This is a genomic window from Paenibacillus oryziterrae (genome assembly GCF_042610485.1).
GTDB lineage: Bacteria > Bacillota > Bacilli > Paenibacillales > Paenibacillaceae > Paenibacillus_AQ.
In genome coordinates this window covers 46,844-68,858 of sequence record NZ_JBGJZO010000003.1, presented here as the reverse complement: position 1 = coordinate 68,858, position 22,015 = coordinate 46,844, and the positions used below count along the sequence as shown (strand labels likewise).

Here is a 22,015-nt window from a genome sequence, read left to right as displayed (position 1 = left end):
ACCCGAAGGAGAAGGATGATGCTGTTTACTAACCTTTCTGAAGTAATCAAATTTAAGGCCGAAGAGAGCGGATTTTCAGGAGCGGTGGCCGCATTTTATAAAGATAAAGAGACTTATAAGGATGCTTTCGGATACCGCCAGCGGGAAGACCAGCTTCCGAACACCACTGATACCAGATTCGGAATTGCCTCAGGCTGCAAATTATTCACAGCGATCGCGGTTTGCCAGCTGGTGGATCACGGTCTTCTGACTTTTAACAGTAAGCTCACGGAGTGTCTGGATACGGCAGAGTTTCCATATTGGGATCGTGGCATCACGGTACATCATTTGCTTACGCACAGTTCAGGTATTTCGGATTATTTTGATGAAGATATCATGGAGAATTTCGAGGATTTATGGATCGGTCAACCGATGTACAGCCTGCGCCGTCTCGCCGACTTCCTTCCTCTCTTTCAGCAGCAGCCCATGAAGTTTCCGCCGGGTGAACGGTTCCACTATAACAACGCAGGATATATTCTGCTGGGTCTGATTGTAGAGAAACTCTCGGGTATGGAATTTGCAGCATATGTGGAGCAGCATATTTTCGGTCCTGCCGGGATGAAAAGCTCCGGTTACTTCTCTCTGGACAGGCTCCCGCCTAACACTGCATGTGGCTATATCGATGAGAAGGACGGAGCGTGGCGCAGAAATATTTATTCCCTTCCGGTAAAGGGAGGCTCAGATGGTGGCGCATTCGTATCTGCCCCCGACATGCTGCTGTGCTGGGAGGCTCTTCTTGGATATCATCTTCTGAGCCCGGAGTTAACCTCCCTTCTGCTGACACCACATATCGGTGAAGATAGAGATAACTATTATGGTTACGGTGTCTGGATCAGCATGAACGACGGTGACATCTTCAAATACCATCTGATGGGCTCGGACCCTGGTGTGTCCTTCCGGTCAGCCTTCTATCCGCAGACGCGGGCAGCAGTCGCCATGGTATGTAATGCCAGCAGGGGAGCATATACCCTATTGAAGGCTTTCGAGGAGCATCTGCCATACTGAATCGCTGCTATATAATCCTTGGTAAATACGGGGAGGCCAAAAGTTGCTAACACGATTGAAGGTATTGATGAGTGGTTTGTTGGCTTTGATCCTTACCGGCGTATTTCTAGCTGGCATAGCTTCTGCGGATTGGGCATATGCTTTTGTTGTCTATAACGGGAACTCCTATGTCATTTCAGAGGTTCAGGTTGACCCGGGGCAGATTGGTTCCAGTATCGGCACAGTCACCCGTTACTCTGACGAGGAAGGTACTTACTCAGGAAATTTCTCGAACAAGTACCCGAAAGGAACAAAGTACTACGCCATAAATAACATTGAGGTCAAGGAATCCATCGCAGTCAAAGAGAGTGGCAACGTGTACATCAGAGCAGACTTCCAAGGGGAATACGCGGGGGCAGGTTTAAATCCGGCTGTTCTCTGGGGATTACTTGCAGTTGTTCTAGTGCTGGCTGTGGTGACTGAGAGGATATTCACCTGGAGAAAGGCCCGCAAACGTGATTGAAATTATAACCCTTATGATACTCACATAAAAAAATAAAGCACCTCCACTAAATCGCTGCAGCGATTCGGCGGAGGTGCTGTTTCATGAAACTATCTAAAACCGGGTAACTCCGTCTTTGGTAACAATTGCATAGACAAGCGGCTGCTCATCTACCGGAACCGCGCTAATGCGGTAAGCTTCCAGCACTTTGCTCTGAGCTTCCTTGATCTTGCTTTCGCTGGCGTTGTTCACATGAAGCACGGCAATTGTCTCGCCGTCTTCCACTGCATCGCCGACTTTCTTGGACAGATGGATGCCAACCGCCAGATCAATGACGGATTCCTTGGTCTCACGGCCTGCGCCGAGCAGCATAGCGGCAACACCGATTTCTTCCGCTTGGATCGCTTCAATATATCCACTCTCTGCAGCCTTCACTTCAATGCGGGAAGCTGCAGCAGGCAGTGTTTCCGGTGCTTCGACCTGTGATACGTCTCCGCCCTGTGCACCAACCATCTGCTTGAACTTCTCCAGTGCGGAGCCGTCTGCAATATGTGCTTTCAGGATGGAACGGGCTTCATCCTCGTTCTGTGCTTTACCGCCCAGCACGAGCATCTGACTGCCCAGAATCAGGCAGACCTCTTCCAGATCCTTCGGCCCTTGGCCCTTCAACGTCTCAATGCCCTCCTTAATTTCAAGAGCATTTCCGATGCCGAAGCCCAGCGGTTGATCCATATCACTGATTACCGCAACGGTATTACGGCCCAGATGGGTTCCAATCGCCACCATCGCTTCTGCCAGCTCAATAGAACGGTCCAGCGTCTTCATGAAAGCACCGCTGCCAGTTTTAACATCCAGCACGATAGCGTCCGCTCCTGCAGCAATCTTCTTGCTCATCACAGAGCTGGCAATCAGCGGAATGGATTCCACGGTCGCCGTTACATCACGCAGTGCATAAAGCTTCTTGTCGGCAGGCGTAATATTGCCGGACTGGCCGATAACCGCTGCTCCGATCTCCCCTACCTGCGCGAAGAAACGTTCACGGTCCATCTCAACGGAGAATCCGGAGATCGACTCCAGCTTATCGATCGTGCCGCCGGTATGACCCAGGCCACGGCCGGACATTTTGGCCACAGGAACTCCCGCAGCCGCCACAAGCGGAGCAAGAACAACCGTAGTTTTGTCGCCTACTCCACCAGTGGAATGTTTATCTACTTTGATGCCTGCAATCGGGCTCAAATCCACCTGGTCACCGGACATCGCCATTTCCATTGTCAAATCGCCGGTCTCGCGGGCATTCATCCCTTGGAAATAAACCGCCATCGCCCATGCTGAAATTTGGTAATCCGGAATTTCACCTTTAGCATAACCTTGAATCAGATATGATATTTCTTCGCGGGTCAGTTCTCCGCCGTCTCTCTTCTTCTGGATGATATCAACTGCTCTCATGATTACACCTGTACTTCGCGCACGAATGCACGAACCAGTCCGATGAATTTCGGTTTAGTCAGGTTAGCCACTTTAACCACCTGCTCATGAGTAAGCGGCTCCAGCTCTTCGCCGATCGCCATATCCGTAATACAGGTAATGCCGAGCACACGCAGTTTGCTGTGACTAGCTGCGATTACCTCAGGAACCGTGGACATACCCACAGCATCGCCGCCAAGGTATGCCAGCATTTTCAGTTCAGCCGGAGTCTCATAGGTAGGGCCGCTGATTCCAGCATATACACCTTGTTGAAGCTCCAGTGTTTCACCTTGGGTTCCTTTAACATCGGCTGCCAGCTTCTTAGCAAGCGCAATATATTCGTGGTCGTAGGCTTGAGACATATCCGGGAATCGTACACCAAGATCCGGATCATTAGGTCCGATCAGCGGGTTGTCGCCGGTCATATTCAAGTGGTCGGTAATCAGCATGAGGTCGCCTGCCTTAAAGCCCTTATTCATACCACCGCCTGCATTAGTGATAACTAATGTGCCGATGCCGAGCTTTGCCATCACATATACCGGCAGAACTACTTTACGCATCGCATATCCTTCATAGAAGTGGAAACGTCCCTGCATAATCATGACATCCTTGCCTTCCAGCTTGCCGATAACGAAACGGCCGGCATGGCCTTCCACCGTGGAGTGCGGGAAATGAGGAATCTCCTCGTATGGAAGATAGACTGCATCTTCAATCTGATCGCCCAGATCACCAAGACCCGAACCCAGGATCAGACCGATCACCGGGGAATACGTTCCAAGTTTCGATTTTACATATTCCGCCGCTTCCTTTACCTGCTGTCCGTACGTGATTTCTGCTGCTGTATTACCTGTTTGTGTCATCTATTATTCCTCCTGGTCATTAAATAATGGATATCGTCTACATCTTTGGAATAAAAGCCAGTACCAGCTTCAGGAAGTTCTCGCGAACCCGTTCTGCGGTCTCCATAACTTCGGCATGGTTTAACGGCTGATCAAGAATGCCTGCTGCCATGTTGGTAATACAGGAGATACCCAGTACTTCCATACCTGCGTGGCGGGCCACAATCGTCTCCGATACGGTAGACATACCCACTGCATCCGCCCCTTGGCGACGAAGCATCACAATTTCTGCAGGAGTTTCATAAGTAGGTCCAAGCAGTCCTGCATAGACCCCTTCCTTGAATTCATAACCTTGTGCTGCGCCCGTTTCTTTAGCAATATCAATCAGGCGGCGGCTATATGCTGAAGACATATCAGGGAAGCGAACACCAAGTGCATTATCGTTCGGTCCAGTCAGCGGGTTACGTCCTGTCAAATTCAACTGATCGGTAATCAGCATCAGGTCGCCTGGAGTAAAGCTTGTATTTACACCACCAGCTGCATTGGTCACGAGCAGGCTGGCAACTCCCAGTTCTTTCATTACACGTACCGGAAAAGCGGTTGTCTCGGGTCCATACCCTTCATACATGTGGAAGCGGCCTTTCATCATGACAACACGGCGTCCTTCAATCTTGCCGATCAGAAGCTCACCTTCATGCCCTTCTACTGTAGACACCGGAAAATGAGGAATCTCATGATACGGGATGCTGATCCCGTCTGTTATTAGATCAGCGAGCACGCCAAGACCGGAACCCAAAATAAGACCGATCTCCGGTGACTCCGGACTTTTACCTTTAATATAAGCTGCTGCTTCCTGAATGGTATTCTGCGTTACTACGTTCATTACAAGTTCCTCCTAAAAGTTTTGTGGAGCATACGCTCCTCTGCATTACTTCGCGAACAAAACTACTTCGTAAGCTGGCCGCTCTATTTCAATTCTCCCAAAAAGCTTGTCCCGTACTTAGGCGCTTTCGCTCCAAAATTATCAGCAATCGTTGCCGCAACATCGGAGAACGTCTTCCGGATACCCAGACTATCCGGGTTCGTTAGACCCGGGCTATATACCAGAAGTGGCACATATTCACGGGTATGATCAGTTCCGGCATGAATCGGGTCGTTCCCGTGGTCAGCCGAAATAATCAGGAGATCCTTCTCACCCAGCGTAGACATAATCTCCGGCAGCTTCTCATCGAAGACCTCAAGTGCGCGTCCATAACCTTCCGGGTCACGGCGGTGTCCGTAGAGAGAATCGAAGTCAACGAGATTGGTAAAAAGAAACCCGTTAAAAGTCTTCCGTAATTCCTCAATGGTCACATCGATGCCATGCTCGTTACTCTTCGTCGGGTATGATGCCGTAACACCTTCACCAGTGAAAATATCGTTAATTTTACCAACCGCAATAACATCCTTGCCGATATCCTCCAAAGCATTCATTACTGTAGCTTCTGGCGGCTTTACTGCATAATCATGGCGGTTTGGCGTTCTTGCGAAGCTGCCCGGTTGTCCAACATAAGGACGGGCAATCACTCGGCCGACAGAGAACTCAGGAGCCATTGTCAGCTCACGGGCAATTTTGCAGGCACTGTACAGTTCTTCCAGAGGAATAACATCCTCATGAGCCGCCAGTTGGAAGACGCTGTCTGCTGATGTGTAGACAATCCAAGCTCCCGTCTTCATTTGCTCCTCGCCGTATTCCACAAGAATTTCTGTGCCGGAGGCCGGTTTGTTACCGATTACTTTACGGCCTGTCAGCGCCTCAAACTTCTCAATCAGCTCTGCCGGGAATCCGTCCGGATATGTATTGAACGGAACCTCGATTTTAAGGCCCATCAATTCCCAGTGGCCAGTCATGGTGTCTTTACCTACGGAGACTTCTTCCATTTTGCCGTAATAAGCAGCTGGTGAAGCTACAGGTTCCAGCGGAGGCAACGGTGCAATATTGGCAAGCCCAAGCTTCTGCAGATTAGGCAGCTTAAGTCCCGGTACCCGCTCCAGGATATGCCCGAGTGTATGTGAACCCGCATCCCCAAATCCTGCTGCATCCGGCGCTTCGCCGATGCCCACGCTATCTAAAACAATAAAGCAAATCCGATTAAAAGAGGACATTTGCTGTCTTCACTCCTTCATTAATATCCATAATTTTAATACCCATAAAAATGAACAGTTGGGTTTGGTGATGCACAGGAAGAGTAACAAATGGGAAATTTGGAACTGTAGGAACGCAGTGTCCGCCTTTGTCTTGAAATTTCAACCGCTATCAGCGGTATAGTCAAGAAATTTCAAGACAACAGCGGCCGAAAGTCCAAATCTTTCCCGTAGTTACGATTGACCTGTGCTTAGCGAACTTATGTTCATCACCCGCACCAACAAGAAGAAACGGTTGCCCACCCTTCGGCACAATCCCGTTTCCAACATCATTATGTTACCCCTAGTTGGGGTATTGCTCTCCACTTATCCGCAAAAACTATATTTTTTCTCGTAAAGCGCCCTCATAAGTAATTAATGAGCCCTGGGGTGATGACTCTCAAAGACTTCCTTCAGATTTTTGCGGGCAATGCCGCTGTAGATCTGGGTTGTCGAGATATCAGCATGTCCCAGCATGTGCTGTACAGAGCGCAAATCCGCTCCCCGTTCCAGCAAATGGGCGGCGAAGGAATGCCGCAGCGTATGAGGTGTAATATCCTGATTAATCTCCGCTTCCCGGGCATACTTCTTGATGATTTTCCAGAAGCCTTGCCGGGTAAGACGTCCGCCTAGACTATTCAGGAACAGGGCCTGCTCCGTTGTATCCTGACGCAGCAGCTTGTTCCTCACGTCCGAGGTATACTGCTCAGCGCACTCCGCCGCGATACTGCTGATCGGCACAACCCGTTCTTTGCCTGAAGTCCCTGAACAGCGGGCAAATTTCATTCCGGTATGAACATCCTCCACATTCAGAGAGATCAGTTCCGACACCCGAATACCGGTTGCATACAGCAGTTCAAGCATGGTTTTATCCCTCATGCCTTGAGGTGTGCTGTCATCAGGCGCCGCCAAAAGCTGTTCCACTTCAGCTACGGTCAGCACCATGGGTGGTTTGTTGTCCGGTTTCACGGCTTCCATATCCAGTGTAGGATCTTGCTCAATCATCTTTTCCTGCATCAGAAAATGAAAAAAAGAACGGAGCGATACCGTATTCCGGTTAATCGTTGCCGCCGCCCGTCCGGCTTGACGCAATCCGCCAAGATACAAAGTGACATGGGATTTCTTAATCTCTTTCGGGGTCATAATACCTCGATCGCTGGCAAACTCCAGAAACTGCGTTATATCCCGCCCGTAAGATTCCAGCGTGTTCCGGGATAATCCTTTATCCCTGGACAGATAAAGCATAAAGGGCTGCAAATATGCCTTCATCAACTCACGCTCCTGTCTTACGCTACCGGCTGCCTATGACATCCGGCAGTCTTCTGACTGATGTTCCACATGCTCTTTTCGACATTCTTCCGTCATTTTCCTGCTTAATTATGAAAAATGTCACTCTCCATACCAATAATACAGACGCAGCCGCTGCTCCGGATTCAACGAATTCCCGCCCATTTCTTCATGATATGCCTTTACGGCAGTCCCTTCCGGTATCCCGTAATCATACATCGGAGATATCCAGCTCTGAAGCCGTCCAAGCCCGCAATAGAACAAATAACTCAGGGCTACAAACATAACAATGAAATACAACCGCCGTACCGCTTTAGGAATTGAGATAACCAGATGGATTCCCCCTAGATTTACATGACTAAATTGGCTCCGGAAGCAGAAGTCCCGGTCCTTCACCATATGCATTATTAGGGGCTTGTATGTAAGTTACTTCACTGTTGTCAAGGCACCGTCAAATTTTTAAAAGCCCTCTCCGGCAGATACCGGGGAGAGCTTATGCGGTAAATCCTTATATTTATCCAAAAGATTACTCCGAGCGGTTACCGTCGGGGTTATTCTTGTCTTTGCAGCGGTGACATATGCCATGAAAATCAAGCCTGTGATCAAGTACGGTGAAATTGTACTCATTCTCCAGCTTTTCTTCGAGCGGTCCCAGCCAGTCCTCACGGATCTCGTCCATGCTGCCGCATTGCACACAGATCAAGTGATGGTGATGGTGTTTCGCCGTATCGGTACGCAGGTCATAACGGGCTACGCCGTCACCGAAGTTAATCTTCTCCACTACATGGAGTTCACTAAGCAGTTCCAGGGTACGATACACGGTGGCCAGGCCGATTTCAGGAGCTTTCTCTTTCACGAGCATGAATACGTCCTCGGCGCTGAGATGATCCTCTTCGTTCTCGAGTAGCACCCTTACGGTTGCTTCCCGTTGAGGTGTTAGCTTATATCCATGGGATTGTAGCTGTTGCTTAATTTTATCTATCCGGGCTTCCATTGTCTGCCTCCCCCTTGGAAAGTTACCGTACCTACCTCAAACCACTTCTTTCATTATAGGGGGAGTCGCTTTGAGAAGTCAAACGCTTTTACTGTGCGGTTATATCCATAGCACCCTGTACTAACGAAGGTGTAACCCATCCCATCATCGCAGGAGTGACCCAGGCTTCGAAAGAAGCTACCCCTAATATTAATATCGCCATGGAGAGGGATAATAAGGTATATGTAACAAAAGGACGCGCTACGGATGGTTTATGCTGGCCAAGTACCCGGCTGCGTATCATGAGCAACGAGAAAGCAATAGCGGCTGCACTGCTAACCAGTAGTACCGGTATGAGCACCAGATTATGCGGGGCAACCGAAACCAGCGCGAACAAAAGTCCATGCCAGGAGTATTCTGTAATCAGTGTACCGACGGTAAATCCGATTAGCACACCTTTGAGAAAATCAAGAATAAGGATACCTGGCAGACCAATGACAGAGAGACCCAGAATCCAGATCAGTCCAATCCATTTCAGGTGAAGAACCGCAATGCTCCAGAACGAATCCGGGGCGGCCGGCAGTCCCTGCTCGTTCACGGTCATAAAGAAATTGCCGAGGTATTCTCCGAGATCCTGCTGCTGATCCAGCGTCTGCGCACTTACAATCAGAGCTCCGAATATCACCCCTACCAGGAACAAAACGGCAACAAAAATATACAGCGGCGTCTGCTCTTTTACCATTTGCCTCAGATTTCGCACTCTGGACGTTCTCCTCTCCGGTCATATGTTACACCATATGAAGAGGCGTCCTAAACTATGACTTGTCCTTTGTCGGGCTCTCTGGCTGAGCTACTTTTCCATATTTGCCTCCGCCACCCGCAGACAGTTCGAGTACACCGTTACGTGCAGCAACGATTTTAGAAGCTAAATCCCTGCCTGCAACGTCGGCAAGCTCCTGTTCACCGGCTTTATGAAGAATGTTCATCTCGTTGCCAAACGCTTCGAGCAGCGCATTCATTTTTATTTTTCCCAAACCCGGAATGAACTCCAGCGGTACTTGAAAATGATACGGTGGGCGGTGCTCAGGTACAAACGGTTTCTCCCTATCGGCAATATGCTGGATCCGGTCAAATACGCCCTGCACCAGCTTGGGGCTGCCGCAATATGGACAGCGGTGCGAAGTAGCATCAGCTTCATCAATGATCGTTCCACAAAAGCTGCAATAGGTCCGGTGATACTTGCCAAGCCGGGGATTCAGGCCGTAATTGGCAGTAATTCCCCTTCCCTCCTTACGCTCAAGCGCAAGCCTCAGCTCTTTGAATGAAGCTTTCTCAAGCTGCAGCTTGTTATACTCGCGGCCGATTTTACCGAGAGAATGTGCGTCCGAGTTCGTGAGATACGTGTAACGGTCCAGCTCACTAATATAGCCCGCCATTTCCGAATCCGCGCTGAGGCCCAGCTCCACGGCGGCGATTTTGTCCAAATCAAAAAGTTCAGCCATCCGTTCAGCAGCGCAGCCATACAGCCCTTTGTGGGGGGTGAAAATATGAGCCGGAATGAGCAGCCCGCCCCGTCCAAGAATTTCATCCTGGAGTACCGCGGCAGGGGCATATAAGCGCTGGGAGCTTAAATTCACATTTTTCATATGACGGCCCAGCCAAACTGTAAAATCCATCATGCTCTCAAGATCTGGCAGATACGCAAGCACGTGGCACTCCTTGCGCCCCGGCTCACGGATTTCAAGCTCCGCACCAAGTACGATTGTCGTTCCTCGGTAAGAAATACCGCCACCTTCGGCAGCTGTCATCTCCCCCGATTCCAGACATTCCAGGATATCGTGCTGCACAGGCGGCGAATGGCTGTCGATGATGCCGATCAGCCCAATCCCTTTGCGCTCCGCGGCCTCTTTGGCGATTCCGGCGAACGTGAGATCGCGGCTTCCACTGATTTTGATCGGCTGGCCGTTTGAAGAACGCCCGATATGAACATGAAGATCACCATAAAAGCTCTGAAGTTCCGGTTCTAATGCCATTGTCCGGTCAACGTAAACAGGTGCCAGGCGTATACCGCCATTATCGTTTTGGCATCGGCTATTCGTCCGTCCTCGATGTATGCATAGGCTTCTTCCAGAGTCAGTTCCGATACTTCCAGAAACTCATCCTCGTCCAGCGCCATATCACCTGGCTGGGCATTATCTGTTACGTACAGATGTATAATTTCATCCGCAAATCCCGGAGAAGTGTAGAACGATTTCAGCAATTGAAGATCCCCGCTGTGAAAGCCCGTTTCTTCCTGCAGTTCCCGGCCTGCCGCAACGAGCGGATCTTCACCTGGATCAAGCTTGCCTGCAGGAATCTCCACTTCGGTACGGTTCATCGGCTGGCGGTACTGTTCGACAACCAGCATTTTGCCCTTATTAAGCGCGAGCACCGCTACGGCTCCGGGATGTTTAACCACTTCGCGGGTAGCTGTGTTTCCGTCCGGTAAACGCACGGTGTCCACCTGCAGTGAAATGATTTTCCCCTCGAAAATAGGTTGTGTGGACAAGGTCTCCTCATCCAGTGCGGGATTTCTTCTCAAACTGTAATTTTCCATTTGATTGGTCTCCTTTGGCTACGTTCTGCATACGGTGTATTATAGCAAACTTAACGGGAAAGAAGGAACCGGACGTGAAAGACCTCTTCTGTTGTACAAGCCCCTCCGCTGTAGTTCTAACAGGCAAACCCGATCAGATCAAAGCAAAATTAGCAGCGTGGCAAGCCCGATACGGCCGTGATATGCCCCTGGCGTACATTTTATCCATTCAGAACACTTCAGTCTCTATTATCAAAAAAGAGAGCTAACCCCGAATCGTTTGATCCGGAATCAGCTCTCTGATTATACACCTACATTACCCTTTCGCGCTTTCCTTCACGATAGCTACAACCACTTCAGCTACCTTGACGATATCCTCAGCTTTGATGCGTTCTTTGGTGGTATGAATATGCTGATAGCCTACAGCCAAGTTAACAGTGGGCACCTTAAGTCCGTTGAACACATTCGCGTCGCTGCCACCACCGGAGTGGAACAGGCGCGGCGTCAAGCCGATAGACGAAATGGCCTTGCTGGCCAGTTGGACCACAGGATCATGTTCATTGAAGCTGAAGGCCGGATAGATGATTTCGCTGCGGAATTCACACTCCGCTCCGTTAGCACGTACCGTTGTCTCCAGTGCTTCACGCATTTGTGCGATCTGGCGGTCAACCTTCTCCTGTACAATACTGCGCGCTTCCGCGTCCAGTTGAACATGGTCGCAGACAATATTGGTAGGACCACCACCGGCGAATTTGCCGATATTTGCTGTTGTTTCATTATCAATGCGTCCCAGCTTCATCGCCGAGATCGCTTTGCTGGCCACCTGGATAGCGCTGATGCCATCCTCCGGGTTGACACCGGCATGCGCGGATTTACCGAAGATCTGCATCGTGATTTTGGCTTGGGTAGGTGCTGCAACAGCAATTGCACCAATTTCTCCGTTGGAGTCAAGGGCGAATCCCATATCCGCATCCAGATATTTAGGCTCCATAGCCCGGGCACCCATCAGACCTGATTCCTCACCTGCAGTGATTACGAACTGAATTTGTCCATGCGGAATCTTCTGCTCCTGAATCACACGGATGGCTTCGAACAACGCCGCTAATCCGGCTTTGTCGTCCGCGCCTAGAATCGTAGTGCCGTCACTGGTAATCCAGCCGTCATCCCCAAGTGTAGGCTTTATATTCTGGCCGGGAACTACTGTATCCATATGACAAGTGAACAGCAGTTTCTGAGTAGAGCCAGCATTGTCCGCAGGCCAAGTAACGAACAGATTACCCGCTCCGTGTCCGGTTCTTTCCTGCGAGTCATCCTCGATTGCTTCCAGTCCAAGCTTGCTGAATTTCGCCTTTAATACATCGGCAATCTGCCGTTCATTTCTGGTCTCGCTGTCGACGCGGACAAGCTCCATAAACTCCTCAATTAATCGGTCCTTAGATATCACTGGACTTCCCTCTCTTTCACGAATACGGTACAATAGTTGTACAACTGTGTTAGATGAACCTCATGTTCATTACTTAAACTAATTCCAAAGGAGTCACTCATGCAACATAAAAAATGGTTCCGTATTTTCATTTATGTAATGCTGATCGCCATGCTCGCATCTTCCTTGCTTGCCTTCATCCAGCCGTTCTTCTAATAGTATAACCTAAACAGCAGGAAGCCGATAATAGCAGCCTGGCGAATTCCGCCGGCTGCTATTTGTTATGTCATTTATAAAAAGTAAATCTTAGTACAGCTTGCTATCCGGCGTGTATCCTTCAATATTGTCTTTCACACGCTGCAGGAAACGTCCGCAGATCACACCATCCAGAATCCGGTGATCCAGAGAGAGACAAATGTTGGCCATGGAACGAACGGCGATCATATCATTGATCACTACCGGCTTCTTCACAATGGACTCGAATGTCAATATGGCTGCCTGCGGGTAGTTGATGATTGGATAAGAAAGAATGGAGCCGAATGAACCCGTGTTATTAACGGTAAACGTTCCACCCTGCATATCTTCCAGCCGCAGTTTACCCTCGCGTGTACGCATTGCCAGTTCGTCAATCTCCCGGGCTAAACCGGCGACATTCTTCTGATCAGCTTTCTTGATGACTGGTGTCATCACCGAATCCTCGGTACCTACCGCAAGCGAGATATTAATATCGCGTTTGACGATGATTTTATCGACAGCCCAAACGGAGTTCATGATCGGATAATCCTTAATCGCACTTACCACAGCCTTCATCAGGAAGGCAAGATAAGTCAGATTGATACCTTCCTTGCGCTTGAACTCATCCTTCAGCTTATTGCGCAGAACAACAAGATTCGTTACATCGACTTCAATCATTGTCCAGGCATGCGGAATCTCCGTTACGCTCTGCCGCATCCGTGAGGCAATCGTATTACGGATCGGGGTAACATCGATCAGATACTCCGAGCTGCTGCCTCGTCCGCCTTCCACTTCAATGGTTGGAATACGCGGGGATTCACTAAGATGCAGACCGGAATGGCGAACGGGTTGGATCACTTCGCCTTCCTCAGTCATCGCAGCCGCCGGAACACGCTGCGGAGCTGCCGATGTAGGGGCATCTGATGCTGCGGCAACATGTCCCGGCTTAGCCACGGCATGAACTGTTGCTGGAGCTGCTGACTGCGCCCCACCGGCCGCAATATATGCCAGCACATCCTTGCGCGTAATGCGCCCACCGTTGCCTGTGCCTGCCACGGCGTTCAGATCGATCACGTGCTCAGCCGCCAGTGTCTGCACTGCCGGAGAGTACCGGGAACGCATCGGCGCATTTGGATCATGGGCAGGCGCTGGCTGGCTTCCGCGGGGAGCAGATGCTGCACCGGAATGACTGGTAGAGCGCTGAGGGGCAGCAACTGCCGGAGCCTCCGAAACCCCAGGCGCAGACGTATCGGAAGCCGCTTGCGGCACAGCGATCCGGCAGATAATCTCACCAACATTGACGGTTTGGCCTTCCTCCGCGAGCAGTTCTCCCATAATCCCGTCAACGGTGGAAGGAAGCTCCGCATTAACTTTATCCGTAATGACCTCGCAAAGCGGCTCGTACTGTTCCACCGGATCTCCCGGCTTCTTCAGCCACTTGCCTATGGTCGCCGATACAAGCGATTCCGCGAATTGCGGCATGCTTACATCGATCAGCTTTTGCTTGTCAGACATAATTTCAACTCCTTAAAGTTTTACGAAGTAAAACTACTTCGTAAGCATAAGCTTAGTTTTACGAAGTAAAACTACTTCGTAAGCATAATCTTAAAGTTTTACGAAGTAAAACTCACTTCGTAAGCGTAATCCTTCTAGTACTGCGCCAGACGCAGCATTTCCGCTTTGACCTTCTCTTTGCTCAGCATGAAGAATTTCTCCATGGGAGGGCTGATCGGCATTGCAGGAACATCGGGACCGCACAATCGGAAGATCGGCGCATCCAGCTCGAACAGGCAGTGCTCTGCAATAATCGCAGCCACTTCTCCGCCGATACCGCCGGTTTTGTTGTCTTCATGCACAATCAGAACCTTGCCGGTCTGGCGGGCAGCGGCAATAATAGCCTCCTGGTCCAGAGGCTGGAGAGTACGCAGATCGAGAATATGAGCAGTGATACCTTCTTCAAGTTCCAGTTCTTCTGCGGCCTGCATAGCAAAATGCAGCGGAAGACTGTAGCCGATCACCGTAATGTCGGTTCCTGTACGAAGCAGGTTCGCTTCCCCGATCGGTACGGTGTAATCCTCTACAGGTACATCTCCCTTGATAAGCTTATAACACTTCTTGTTCTCAAAAAATATGACCGGGTCCGGATCGCGGACAGCGGATTTCAGCAGTCCTTTGGCATCGTAAGCCGAATAAGGAGCTACGATCTTAAGTCCGGGCGTTCCAAAGAAGATCGATTCCGGACACTGGGAATGGTACAGCCCGCCGAAGATACCGCCGCCGATCGGCGCGCGGATGACTACAGGGCAGCTCCAGTCGTTATTGGAACGATAGCGAATTTTAGCCGCTTCACTAATAATCTGATTGGTCGCTGGAAGCATAAAGTCGGAATACTGCATCTCAGCAATTGGCTTCATTCCGTACATCGCTGCGCCAATCGCTACACCGGCAATTGCCGATTCTGCAAGTGGCGTATCCAGTACTCGTTCGGCTCCGAACTGATCCTGAAGCCCTTTGGTTGTCGTGAATACTCCGCCTTTAACACCTACATCCTCGCCAAGTACAAATACCGACTCATCCCGTTCCATTTCCTCTTTCATTGCCAGCCTTATGGCATCGATATATTCCATCATCGCCATGGTCTATGCGCCTCCTTTGGATTCGCTGTACACATGCAGCAGCGTATCTTCCGGTTTCGGGAACGGTGCATTGTCGGCGTACTCAATCGCTTCTTTTAACTCCAGGTTGCATTCAGCAATATAATCGCGTTCCTGCTCTTCACTCCAAAGTCCGAGGTTAATCAGATAATTCCTGAATGCAGCTACGCCATCCTTCTTCCAGTTCTCATCTACCTCTTCTTTCGTCCGGTAAGCCAAATCGTTATCCGAAGTGGAATGCGGAGACAAGCGGTACATCATCGCTTCAATCAGTGTTGGTCCTTCTCCGGCCAATGCACGCTCACGCGCTTCCTTGACTACACGATACACTTCCAGCGGATCATTGCCATCCACGCGAATCCCGGGGAATCCATACCCGAGTGCCCGGTCGCTGACCTTGCCGCCAAGCTGACGATGGGCTGGAATCGAAATCGCATACTGGTTATTCTGGCACATAATGATGACCGGAAGCTTGTTCACACCAGCGAAATTGCACGCTTCATGGAAATCCCCCTGATTGCTGGAGCCTTCTCCAAAATCAACAAAGGAGACAAATTGTTTCTTCTGCATCTTAGCGGCCAGCGCAAAACCTACCGCATGCGGGACCTGCGTAGTCACCGGACTCGATCCGGTCACAATCCGCAGGCGTTTGCTGCCGAAGTGGCCAGGCATTTGACGTCCGCCGCTGTTCGGATCTTCAGCCTTAGCGAAGACTGAAAGCATCAGTTCACGTGCCGTCATACCAACCGTCAGCACAAAGGCGTAGTCACGGTAGTATGGCAGAAAATAATCATTCTCACGGTCAAGAGCGAATGCCGCCCCAACCTGTGCCGCCTCCTGGCCGATGCCGGAGACATGAAAGTTGATCTTGCCCGCCCGCTGCAGCAGCAGGCTCCGCTCGTCGTATTTGCGCGCAAGCAGCATATATCTGTACATATCAATGACCTGTCCGTCACTTAAACCTAGCGCTTTATGTCTGTTCATAGTTTCAACAGTACCTTGGGACTCCATAAATACGGTACCTCCTTATTTGTAAGCCTCAAGCCTAGTTAATCCATACCAGATGCCCTATACGGAGCTGATCTTATCACCTGGTACTAAGACTTGGCCTGAGTTCATTATAATCCCTTTGCTTGCAAAAAGAAACGCTACTCTTATTTACATTCCGATTGCTTTTCCGTCAACCGCCAGCATTGCTTCACCGATGATTTCGGATAGCGTAGGATGGGCGTGAATCGCTTCTCCCACTTCCCATGGGGTTGCATCGAGCAGTTGTGCCAATGCCGCTTCACCAATCAGATCGGTGACATGAGGACCGATCATTTGTACACCAAGAATATCTGAGCTGGTGCGGTCGGCTACAACTTTAACGAACCCGTCCTTCATGCCGAATACGATCGCTTTGCCAATCGCTGAGAAAGGAAATTTACCAGTGACCACATCATGACCAAGCGCTTTGGCTTCCTTCTCGGTGTAACCCACACTGGCGACCTCCGGTCTGGAGTATACACAGCGCGGAACAAGATGAGTATGATAGGGATGCAGTGTTTCTCCGGCCAAATGATTCACAGCGCGAATACCCTCATGACTTGCGGCATGGGCTAACTGCAGACCGCCAATACAGTCGCCGATTGCATAGATATGCGGTTCATGGGTCTGCATATTGGCGTTAACTTCAATAACACCCTTGTCAAAATGGATATCGGTATTTTCAAGCCCGATATTCTCAACATTAGCTTGTCTGCCCACAGATACCAGTAATTTACCGGCAACGAGTGTCTGGCTTTGCTCGCCTTTGCGCGCTTCAATCGTTACACCTTGACCTGTCACCTTGCAGGTGCTGCTATCAACAGTGGTACCCGTAAGTACTTTGACTCCACGCTTCTTCAAGAGTCGAAGCAGCTCCTTGGCCACATCAGAATCTTCGAAAGGCAGCAATTGCTCAGCGGCTTCCACTACGGTTACCTCAACGCCGAAATCAGCCAGCATCGATGCCCATTCAACGCCAATAACGCCGCCGCCCACGATAATCATCGAACCCGGGAGCTCCTCCATCGCGAGAGCCTCTTCACTGCTCAGAATAAACTGGCCGTCCGGCTTAAGGCCGGGAAGAACACGCGGACGTGAGCCTGTGGCGATAATCAGGTGAGCAGACACCACGGTCTCCATCTCACCGTCCTCCAGCTCTACAGCCACCGCACCGCTGCGCGGAGAGAAAATTGAAGGGCCGGTTACACGTCCTTTACCCTTGACCACTTGAATTTTATTCTTGCGCATCAGGTACTGCACACCTTGATGAAGCTGTTCAACCACAGCTTCCTTCCGCTGCTGCACCTTTGGGAACACCAGCTTCACACCTGAGGTTTCAATCCCGTAGCTCTCACTTTCATTAATCTCCGCATATACTTCCGCACTCCGAAGCAACGACTTACTTGGAATGCAGCCCCGGTGAAGACATGTGCCTCCTAATTTATCCTGTTCAATGACGACAACGGATTTCCCGAGCTGGGCGGCGCGTATAGCTGCCACATAGCCCCCTGTTCCTCCGCCAAGCACCGCAACGTCACAAGTGATTGTCATAATATGTATCCTCCGCTCCTACAAATAAGTTCATTCTTATCGTTCTATATTGTACTCCCTTTTGCATCTATTACAAAACTTACAAACGTCATATCCAATGGACTTTTTCAGATCGAAGCGTTATCATAAAATTAAACTATTTGGTTCAGAAGGGTAGGGAATACCTATGAAGCTGCTCATCTCACGGTTCATCGCCATCCTTATTCTTGTGATTCCCGGACTCATTGCCATGAAGGGCTTTATCATGATGAAAGACGATCTGTTTGACTACATCTCCATGCATGGGGATGAAGCAGCCATTCCTCACTTTGCCTGGCTGCATTTCGCCGGCGGACTACTCATGTTCGCCGCAGGGATGGCTTTTCTGGGGGGCTGGATTCTTACCCGTGACCGCAAGCGCAACTATGTCGGGCCACGTTTCAAGGAGAAACGGAAGCCCAAACCGCAATAACCTTGGACCCGGACTTATAAATGAACACTGCAACCTAATAAACAAGCGGGGCCGATTACCGGCCCCGCTTGTTTGATACCCATTTACTGACCATATCCCTCAACTTCCCCAAGTGAATAACCATACTGTGTTGATCTAGTAACTCTTGCCGTATACCAGTTCAGTTTATCAGTCCACTTTACTTAACCCAGTGCGGTAATCCAATAAAAAGGACAGAAATCCCTATACGTTTTACCTTCATCAACTTATTTCTCAGCCATTGCCTGGCTCTTGCCGCCTGCCACCAGTTCACTGTACAAGCCACCCTGCCGAAGCAGTTCCTCATGGGTACCCTGCTGCAGCAGACGCCCGCCTTGAAGCACAAGTATACGGTCAGCTGAGCGGATCGTATTCAACCTGTGGGCAATGACGAAGCTCGTACGTCCCTTCATCAGCGCCTGAAGTCCAGCCTGAATTTTGATTTCAGTGACGGTGTCAATGCTGCTAGTAGCCTCGTCCAGTACCAGCATTGCCGGATTCGCAAGAATGGCTCTGGCAATCGCCAGCAGCTGCTTCTGCCCCTGGCTGATCCCACTTCCGTCAGCGGCAAGCTGCCGTTCATATCCTCCGGGGATCCGCATAATAAAAGCATGGGCGTTCGCAAGCATCGCCGCTTCCTCCACCTCTTCATCCGTAGCATCCAGTCTGCCGTAACGGATATTATCGCGGATACTCCCTTTGAAGAGAAAAGAGTCCTGAAGCACAAATGCCATATGGCTGCGCAGGCTTTCACGCCGGATCGTGGTCAGATCACGGCCGTCCAGGGTAATCAAACCCTTCTCCGGGTTGTAGAAACGGGAGAGCAGCCCGATCAGCGTGCTTTTGCCTGCTCCTGTCGGACCGACCAGTGCTATCATTTCCCCCGGCTTCGCCTTGAAGGATATGTCATACAGCGTATCGGCATTCCCGTCATACGAAAAAGCTACATGGGAGAACTCCACTTCTCCCCTTACACTATCAAGTGTTACAGCGGCAGCTTCATCCCGGGCTTCCGTCTCTTCATCCAAAACCTCAAACACACGCTCGGCTCCAGCAATCGCAGACAGCAGACTGTTCCACTGGTTCGCCAGATCATTTAAAGGCCGGGTGAATTGGCGGGTATACTCGACAAAAACAATAATGACCCCAACCGTTATCGATCCCCGGATCGCCAGAATCCCGCCAACCCCGGCAACGATAGCAAAGCTCAGATTATTGAGACTGTTCATCAGCTTCGGAATGAAACCTGAGATGGACTGCGCCCAATAGCCGGACAGCATAATGCGGTTATTACGTTCACGGAAGCCGGTAATCACACGTTCCTCCTGCGAAAATGCCTTGATAATCCGCTGGCCGGATAACGTCTCTTCAATAAACCCGTTCAGCTCCCCCATATTCTTCTGCCGCTCCTTGAAGAGCGGGCCTGTCCGCCTGGTAATCCAGCGCATTCCAAAGAACATGAGTGGCACAACGATGAACGTAAGCAGAGTAAGCAGCGGGCTGAGCCACAGCATTACCGAGACGGTTCCGATCAGCGTCAGTACACTGGAGAAGATCTGGATCGCCGAACTGTTCAGGGTAGAGCTTATATTTTCAATATCATTTGTAAGCCGGCTCATAATCTCGCCCTGCTGACGGCGGTTAAAGAAGGCAATCGGAAGCCTGTGCAGATGGGCGAACAAATCGGTGCGCATCCTGAAGACCGTCTCCTGGGCAATTTCGATCATCCAGATATTTTGCAGCCAGGAAGTCAGTGAAGTGATTATATACACTGCAGCTAATCCTAGTAAAAACAAACCCCATGCCCGTCCTCCCGGCCCTTCCAGATAATCATCTACCGCAATCCCGATCAGATAGGGTCCAAGGAGAGCCAAAAGCGAGCTCCCAATGACCATAAAGAGAACTAACCCCAGCTTCACTTTACGCTCAGCCAGGTAATGCCAGATGCGTCTCAGTGTGCCTGACCAATCCTTGGCTTTGGCTTTTGGCTTCCGGCCGGAGGCAAAACTTCCTTTACCAGCATCCGGTTGAAGGAGAGGTCTTGGGTGACGAAAAGGCTCAAGTAAAGCTTTGAACATGTTGAACCTCCTTTCCGGCTTGGGAATCACAAATCGCCCGGTATAGCTGCGAGCCTTCTAGCAGTTCTTTATGGCTGCCGCTTCCGATTAAGCGCCCTTCATCAAGCAAAAGGATCAAATCTGCAGCAGCTGTAGAACTCACTTTCTGAGTGATGAGAAACGTAGTGCAGGACATCTTCTTCAATGCATCCAGCAATGCGCCCTCTGTCACTGCATCCAAGGCACTCGTACTGTCGTCAAGAATGAGGATAGAAGGTTTTCTGACCAGAGCTCTGGCAATCGTCATCCGCTGCTTTTGTCCGCCGGACAGATTCACCCCACGCTGGCCAAGCATGCTGTCATATCCATTCGGGAGGCTGAGAATGGTTTCGTGGATTTGTGCTGCCACTGCAGCCTCTTCAATCTCCGCGCGTGTTGCATGCTCATTGCCCCAGGCGATATTGTCACTCACTGTACCTGTGAAGAGCAGCACTTCCTGAGGAATATAGCCGATGGCGTGGCGAAGCCTCGAGATATCCATCTGCCGGATATCCTCTCCGCCGATTCGGATGACACCGCCGCTAGTTTCATATAGCCGGGGAATCAGTCCAACGAGCGAGGTTTTACCTGACCCCGTAGCTCCCATAATGGCAATTCGTTTGCCGGGTAATGCCGAGAAGGAAATGTCCTCCAGCACCGAAATATCACTTCCCGGATAGCGGAAATCTACGCACTCAAATTCAACAGAAGCAGCATCCCCGTTAATAAGGACATTCTTCTCCGCTGTATCCGCTCCGGCGGAACTGGCGGATACTTCTGCCTCTTCGGCGAATACTTCATGAATACGCTGTGAGGATGCGCGGGCCCTGGAGAATGTCACGACGATCCAGGATAGTGCCGACAGTGCCCCGATCGTCCGCAGGGAATAATTGACCACCGCAACAGCTTGCCCCAGGGTCGCCCCTCCCGCAGAAATCTCCAGACGGCCGAACCACAGTACGGCAAGAATCCCTGCGTTCATCATCAGCAGAATGATCGGTGTAGTGGTTTCCGTCAAGCGTAGCACCTTCACCGTCGTGCTCATCAAATTTTTGCTGAACTCAGCAAACCTGGCCATTTCATGAGCCATTCTTACAAAGACACGGATCAGACGGATACCTGTAAGGTTCTCCTGAATCACTCCATTCACACCATCCAGGCGGCTCTGCACGATACGGAATAACACAGATGATTTCTTCATGACTCCATACAAAATAAGTGCGAGAACTGGTACGGTGAGCGTCACAATAAGCCCCAGCTTCACATGTACAATCAGAGCCATCACTACGCTTCCGATAACGACCAGCGGAATCCGGGTCATGAAGCGCAGGCTCATAAATATCGTATCCTGCAGCTGTGAAATATCACCGGTCAGCCGGGTAATCAGTGATGAAGTCGCAAAACGGTTAAATACCTCATAGGAGAAGGACTGCACCCGCTCAAACAGCTTGTCCCGTAGATCAAAAGCAAACCCCTGACTGGCATGCGAGGCAAAAAAGGAGCTAAGAATACCAGCGATAAACGCGACTACCGCGCTACCCACCAATATTCCGCCCCACATCCACACCACTGAGGTATCCCTGTCTTTGATGCCGTCGTCGATGATCTTGGAGATCAGCAGCGGCTGCGACAGCTCCACGGCAAGCTCAATCAGCATCATTACAAACGCTGCAACAGCTGCTGTGCGGTATTTTTTTAGATAAGACATGATCAAGCCCATTCGTATGCCTCCG

At 50.5% G+C, this 22,015-nt stretch carries 21 protein-coding genes; 4 read left to right on the top strand and 17 right to left on the bottom strand.

Annotation, left to right across the window (positions count from 1 at the left end):
• The first annotated feature begins 18 nt into the window (after positions 1–18).
• Together ACAN55_RS04960 and ACAN55_RS04955 are read left to right on the top strand one after the other, a co-directional pair.
• Positions 19–1,044: a serine hydrolase domain-containing protein gene (locus tag ACAN55_RS04960; RefSeq protein WP_379128938.1), complete on the top strand. Its 1,026-nt coding sequence runs from the start codon at positions 19–21 to the stop codon at positions 1,042–1,044.
• Between the two features lie 43 nt (positions 1,045–1,087).
• Positions 1,088–1,546 carry a hypothetical protein gene (locus ACAN55_RS04955; protein ID WP_379128935.1) on the top strand — a complete coding sequence of 153 codons (459 nt, stop codon included), beginning with the start codon at positions 1,088–1,090 and terminating at the stop codon, positions 1,544–1,546.
• Between the two features lie 93 nt (positions 1,547–1,639).
• On the opposite strand, the gene ACAN55_RS04950 is transcribed toward ACAN55_RS04955, so the two are convergent.
• The 11 genes from ACAN55_RS04950 to ACAN55_RS04900 all read right to left on the bottom strand — a co-directional run bounded on the left by ACAN55_RS04950 (position 1,640) and on the right by ACAN55_RS04900 (position 12,270).
• Entirely contained in the window at positions 1,640–2,971 is a 1,332-nt protein-coding gene (locus ACAN55_RS04950) for a pyrimidine-nucleoside phosphorylase (RefSeq protein WP_379128932.1), read from the bottom strand.
• A gap of 2 nt (positions 2,972–2,973) precedes the next feature.
• Entirely contained in the window at positions 2,974–3,849 is an 876-nt protein-coding gene (locus tag ACAN55_RS04945; protein WP_379128930.1) for a purine-nucleoside phosphorylase, read from the bottom strand.
• 37 nt (positions 3,850–3,886) lie between these two features.
• A complete protein-coding gene (locus ACAN55_RS04940; protein WP_379128927.1) occupies positions 3,887–4,711 on the bottom strand; it encodes a purine-nucleoside phosphorylase in 825 nt (274 codons plus the stop codon).
• A gap of 83 nt (positions 4,712–4,794) precedes the next feature.
• A complete protein-coding gene (gene deoB / locus ACAN55_RS04935) occupies positions 4,795–5,973 on the bottom strand; it encodes a phosphopentomutase (RefSeq protein ID WP_379128925.1) in 1,179 nt (392 codons plus the stop codon).
• 393 nt (positions 5,974–6,366) lie between these two features.
• Positions 6,367–7,260 (bottom strand): site-specific tyrosine recombinase XerD, encoded by an 894-nt coding sequence (gene xerD, locus ACAN55_RS04930; protein WP_379128923.1) that lies wholly within the window; start codon positions 7,258–7,260, stop codon positions 6,367–6,369.
• Positions 7,261–7,380: 120 nt separating this feature from the next.
• On the bottom strand, positions 7,381–7,683 hold the full coding sequence (locus ACAN55_RS04925) for a DUF4227 family protein (RefSeq protein ID WP_379128921.1): 303 nt from the start codon (positions 7,681–7,683) through the stop codon (positions 7,381–7,383).
• Between the two features lie 121 nt (positions 7,684–7,804).
• A complete protein-coding gene (fur, locus tag ACAN55_RS04920) occupies positions 7,805–8,272 on the bottom strand; it encodes a ferric iron uptake transcriptional regulator (protein ID WP_379128918.1) in 468 nt (155 codons plus the stop codon).
• Positions 8,273–8,360: 88 nt separating this feature from the next.
• Complete coding sequence (gene spoIIM / locus ACAN55_RS04915; RefSeq protein WP_379128916.1) at positions 8,361–9,011, bottom strand: stage II sporulation protein M; 651 nt, start codon at positions 9,009–9,011, stop codon at positions 8,361–8,363.
• Positions 9,012–9,066: 55 nt separating this feature from the next.
• Positions 9,067–10,284, bottom strand: coding sequence for an endonuclease Q family protein (locus tag ACAN55_RS04910; RefSeq protein ID WP_379128913.1), 1,218 nt, complete (start codon positions 10,282–10,284; stop codon positions 9,067–9,069).
• Positions 10,275–10,847 (bottom strand): NUDIX hydrolase, encoded by a 573-nt coding sequence (locus ACAN55_RS04905; RefSeq protein WP_379128910.1) that lies wholly within the window; start codon positions 10,845–10,847, stop codon positions 10,275–10,277. Before ACAN55_RS04905 ends, ACAN55_RS04910 begins: the two co-directional genes overlap by 10 nt.
• 295 nt (positions 10,848–11,142) lie before the next feature.
• Positions 11,143–12,270: a M20/M25/M40 family metallo-hydrolase gene (locus ACAN55_RS04900; protein WP_379128908.1), complete on the bottom strand. Its 1,128-nt coding sequence runs from the start codon at positions 12,268–12,270 to the stop codon at positions 11,143–11,145.
• A gap of 99 nt (positions 12,271–12,369) precedes the next feature.
• On the opposite strand from ACAN55_RS04900, the gene prli42 reads away from it, so the two are divergent.
• Positions 12,370–12,465 (top strand): stressosome-associated protein Prli42, encoded by a 96-nt coding sequence (gene prli42, locus ACAN55_RS04895; RefSeq protein ID WP_379128905.1) that lies wholly within the window; start codon positions 12,370–12,372, stop codon positions 12,463–12,465.
• Positions 12,466–12,555: 90 nt separating this feature from the next.
• Here the strand turns inward: prli42 and ACAN55_RS04890 are convergent, their stop codons facing one another.
• The 4 genes from ACAN55_RS04890 to lpdA form a co-directional block, all read right to left on the bottom strand.
• Entirely contained in the window at positions 12,556–13,998 is a 1,443-nt protein-coding gene (locus ACAN55_RS04890) for a dihydrolipoamide acetyltransferase family protein (protein WP_379128902.1), read from the bottom strand.
• A 134-nt stretch (positions 13,999–14,132) separates the two neighbouring features.
• A complete protein-coding gene (locus tag ACAN55_RS04885) occupies positions 14,133–15,119 on the bottom strand; it encodes an alpha-ketoacid dehydrogenase subunit beta (RefSeq protein ID WP_379128899.1) in 987 nt (328 codons plus the stop codon).
• A gap of 3 nt (positions 15,120–15,122) precedes the next feature.
• Positions 15,123–16,148: a thiamine pyrophosphate-dependent dehydrogenase E1 component subunit alpha gene (locus ACAN55_RS04880; RefSeq protein WP_379128896.1), complete on the bottom strand. Its 1,026-nt coding sequence runs from the start codon at positions 16,146–16,148 to the stop codon at positions 15,123–15,125.
• A gap of 147 nt (positions 16,149–16,295) precedes the next feature.
• Positions 16,296–17,717 (bottom strand): dihydrolipoyl dehydrogenase, encoded by a 1,422-nt coding sequence (gene lpdA / locus ACAN55_RS04875; protein ID WP_379128893.1) that lies wholly within the window; start codon positions 17,715–17,717, stop codon positions 16,296–16,298.
• Between the two features lie 166 nt (positions 17,718–17,883).
• On the opposite strand from lpdA, the gene ACAN55_RS04870 reads away from it, so the two are divergent.
• On the top strand, positions 17,884–18,168 hold the full coding sequence (locus ACAN55_RS04870) for a DUF2627 domain-containing protein (RefSeq protein ID WP_379128891.1): 285 nt from the start codon (positions 17,884–17,886) through the stop codon (positions 18,166–18,168).
• A 245-nt stretch (positions 18,169–18,413) separates the two neighbouring features.
• Here the strand turns inward: ACAN55_RS04870 and ACAN55_RS04865 are convergent, their stop codons facing one another.
• Positions 18,414–20,264: an ABC transporter ATP-binding protein gene (locus ACAN55_RS04865; protein WP_379128887.1), complete on the bottom strand. Its 1,851-nt coding sequence runs from the start codon at positions 20,262–20,264 to the stop codon at positions 18,414–18,416.
• Positions 20,245–22,002: an ABC transporter ATP-binding protein gene (locus tag ACAN55_RS04860; protein ID WP_379128884.1), complete on the bottom strand. Its 1,758-nt coding sequence runs from the start codon at positions 22,000–22,002 to the stop codon at positions 20,245–20,247. Before ACAN55_RS04860 ends, ACAN55_RS04865 begins: the two co-directional genes overlap by 20 nt.
• Positions 22,003–22,015: the final 13 nt, after the last annotated feature.

Excerpts from the sequence above, each read along its gene's own strand:
- ACAN55_RS04960 (WP_379128938.1), top strand. The coding sequence starts at position 19 with ATGCTGTTTACTAACCTTTCTGAAGTAATCAAATTTAAGGCCGAAGAG.
- ACAN55_RS04950 (WP_379128932.1), bottom strand. The coding sequence starts at position 2,971 with ATGAGAGCAGTTGATATCATCCAGAAGAAGAGAGACGGCGGAGAACTG.
- ACAN55_RS04945 (WP_379128930.1), bottom strand. The coding sequence starts at position 3,849 with ATGACACAAACAGGTAATACAGCAGCAGAAATCACGTACGGACAGCAG.
- ACAN55_RS04940 (WP_379128927.1), bottom strand. The coding sequence starts at position 4,711 with ATGAACGTAGTAACGCAGAATACCATTCAGGAAGCAGCAGCTTATATT.
- deoB (WP_379128925.1), bottom strand. The coding sequence starts at position 5,973 with ATGTCCTCTTTTAATCGGATTTGCTTTATTGTTTTAGATAGCGTGGGC.
- xerD (WP_379128923.1), bottom strand. The coding sequence starts at position 7,260 with ATGAAGGCATATTTGCAGCCCTTTATGCTTTATCTGTCCAGGGATAAA.
- ACAN55_RS04925 (WP_379128921.1), bottom strand. The coding sequence starts at position 7,683 with ATGCATATGGTGAAGGACCGGGACTTCTGCTTCCGGAGCCAATTTAGT.
- fur (WP_379128918.1), bottom strand. The coding sequence starts at position 8,272 with ATGGAAGCCCGGATAGATAAAATTAAGCAACAGCTACAATCCCATGGA.
- ACAN55_RS04910 (WP_379128913.1), bottom strand. The coding sequence starts at position 10,284 with ATGGCATTAGAACCGGAACTTCAGAGCTTTTATGGTGATCTTCATGTT.
- ACAN55_RS04905 (WP_379128910.1), bottom strand. The coding sequence starts at position 10,847 with ATGGAAAATTACAGTTTGAGAAGAAATCCCGCACTGGATGAGGAGACC.
- prli42 (WP_379128905.1), top strand. The coding sequence starts at position 12,370 with ATGCAACATAAAAAATGGTTCCGTATTTTCATTTATGTAATGCTGATC.
- ACAN55_RS04890 (WP_379128902.1), bottom strand. The coding sequence starts at position 13,998 with ATGTCTGACAAGCAAAAGCTGATCGATGTAAGCATGCCGCAATTCGCG.
- ACAN55_RS04885 (WP_379128899.1), bottom strand. The coding sequence starts at position 15,119 with ATGGCGATGATGGAATATATCGATGCCATAAGGCTGGCAATGAAAGAG.
- ACAN55_RS04880 (WP_379128896.1), bottom strand. The coding sequence starts at position 16,148 with ATGGAGTCCCAAGGTACTGTTGAAACTATGAACAGACATAAAGCGCTA.
- lpdA (WP_379128893.1), bottom strand. The coding sequence starts at position 17,717 with ATGACAATCACTTGTGACGTTGCGGTGCTTGGCGGAGGAACAGGGGGC.
- ACAN55_RS04870 (WP_379128891.1), top strand. The coding sequence starts at position 17,884 with ATGAAGCTGCTCATCTCACGGTTCATCGCCATCCTTATTCTTGTGATT.
- ACAN55_RS04865 (WP_379128887.1), bottom strand. The coding sequence starts at position 20,264 with ATGTTCAAAGCTTTACTTGAGCCTTTTCGTCACCCAAGACCTCTCCTT.
- ACAN55_RS04860 (WP_379128884.1), bottom strand. The coding sequence starts at position 22,002 with ATGGGCTTGATCATGTCTTATCTAAAAAAATACCGCACAGCAGCTGTT.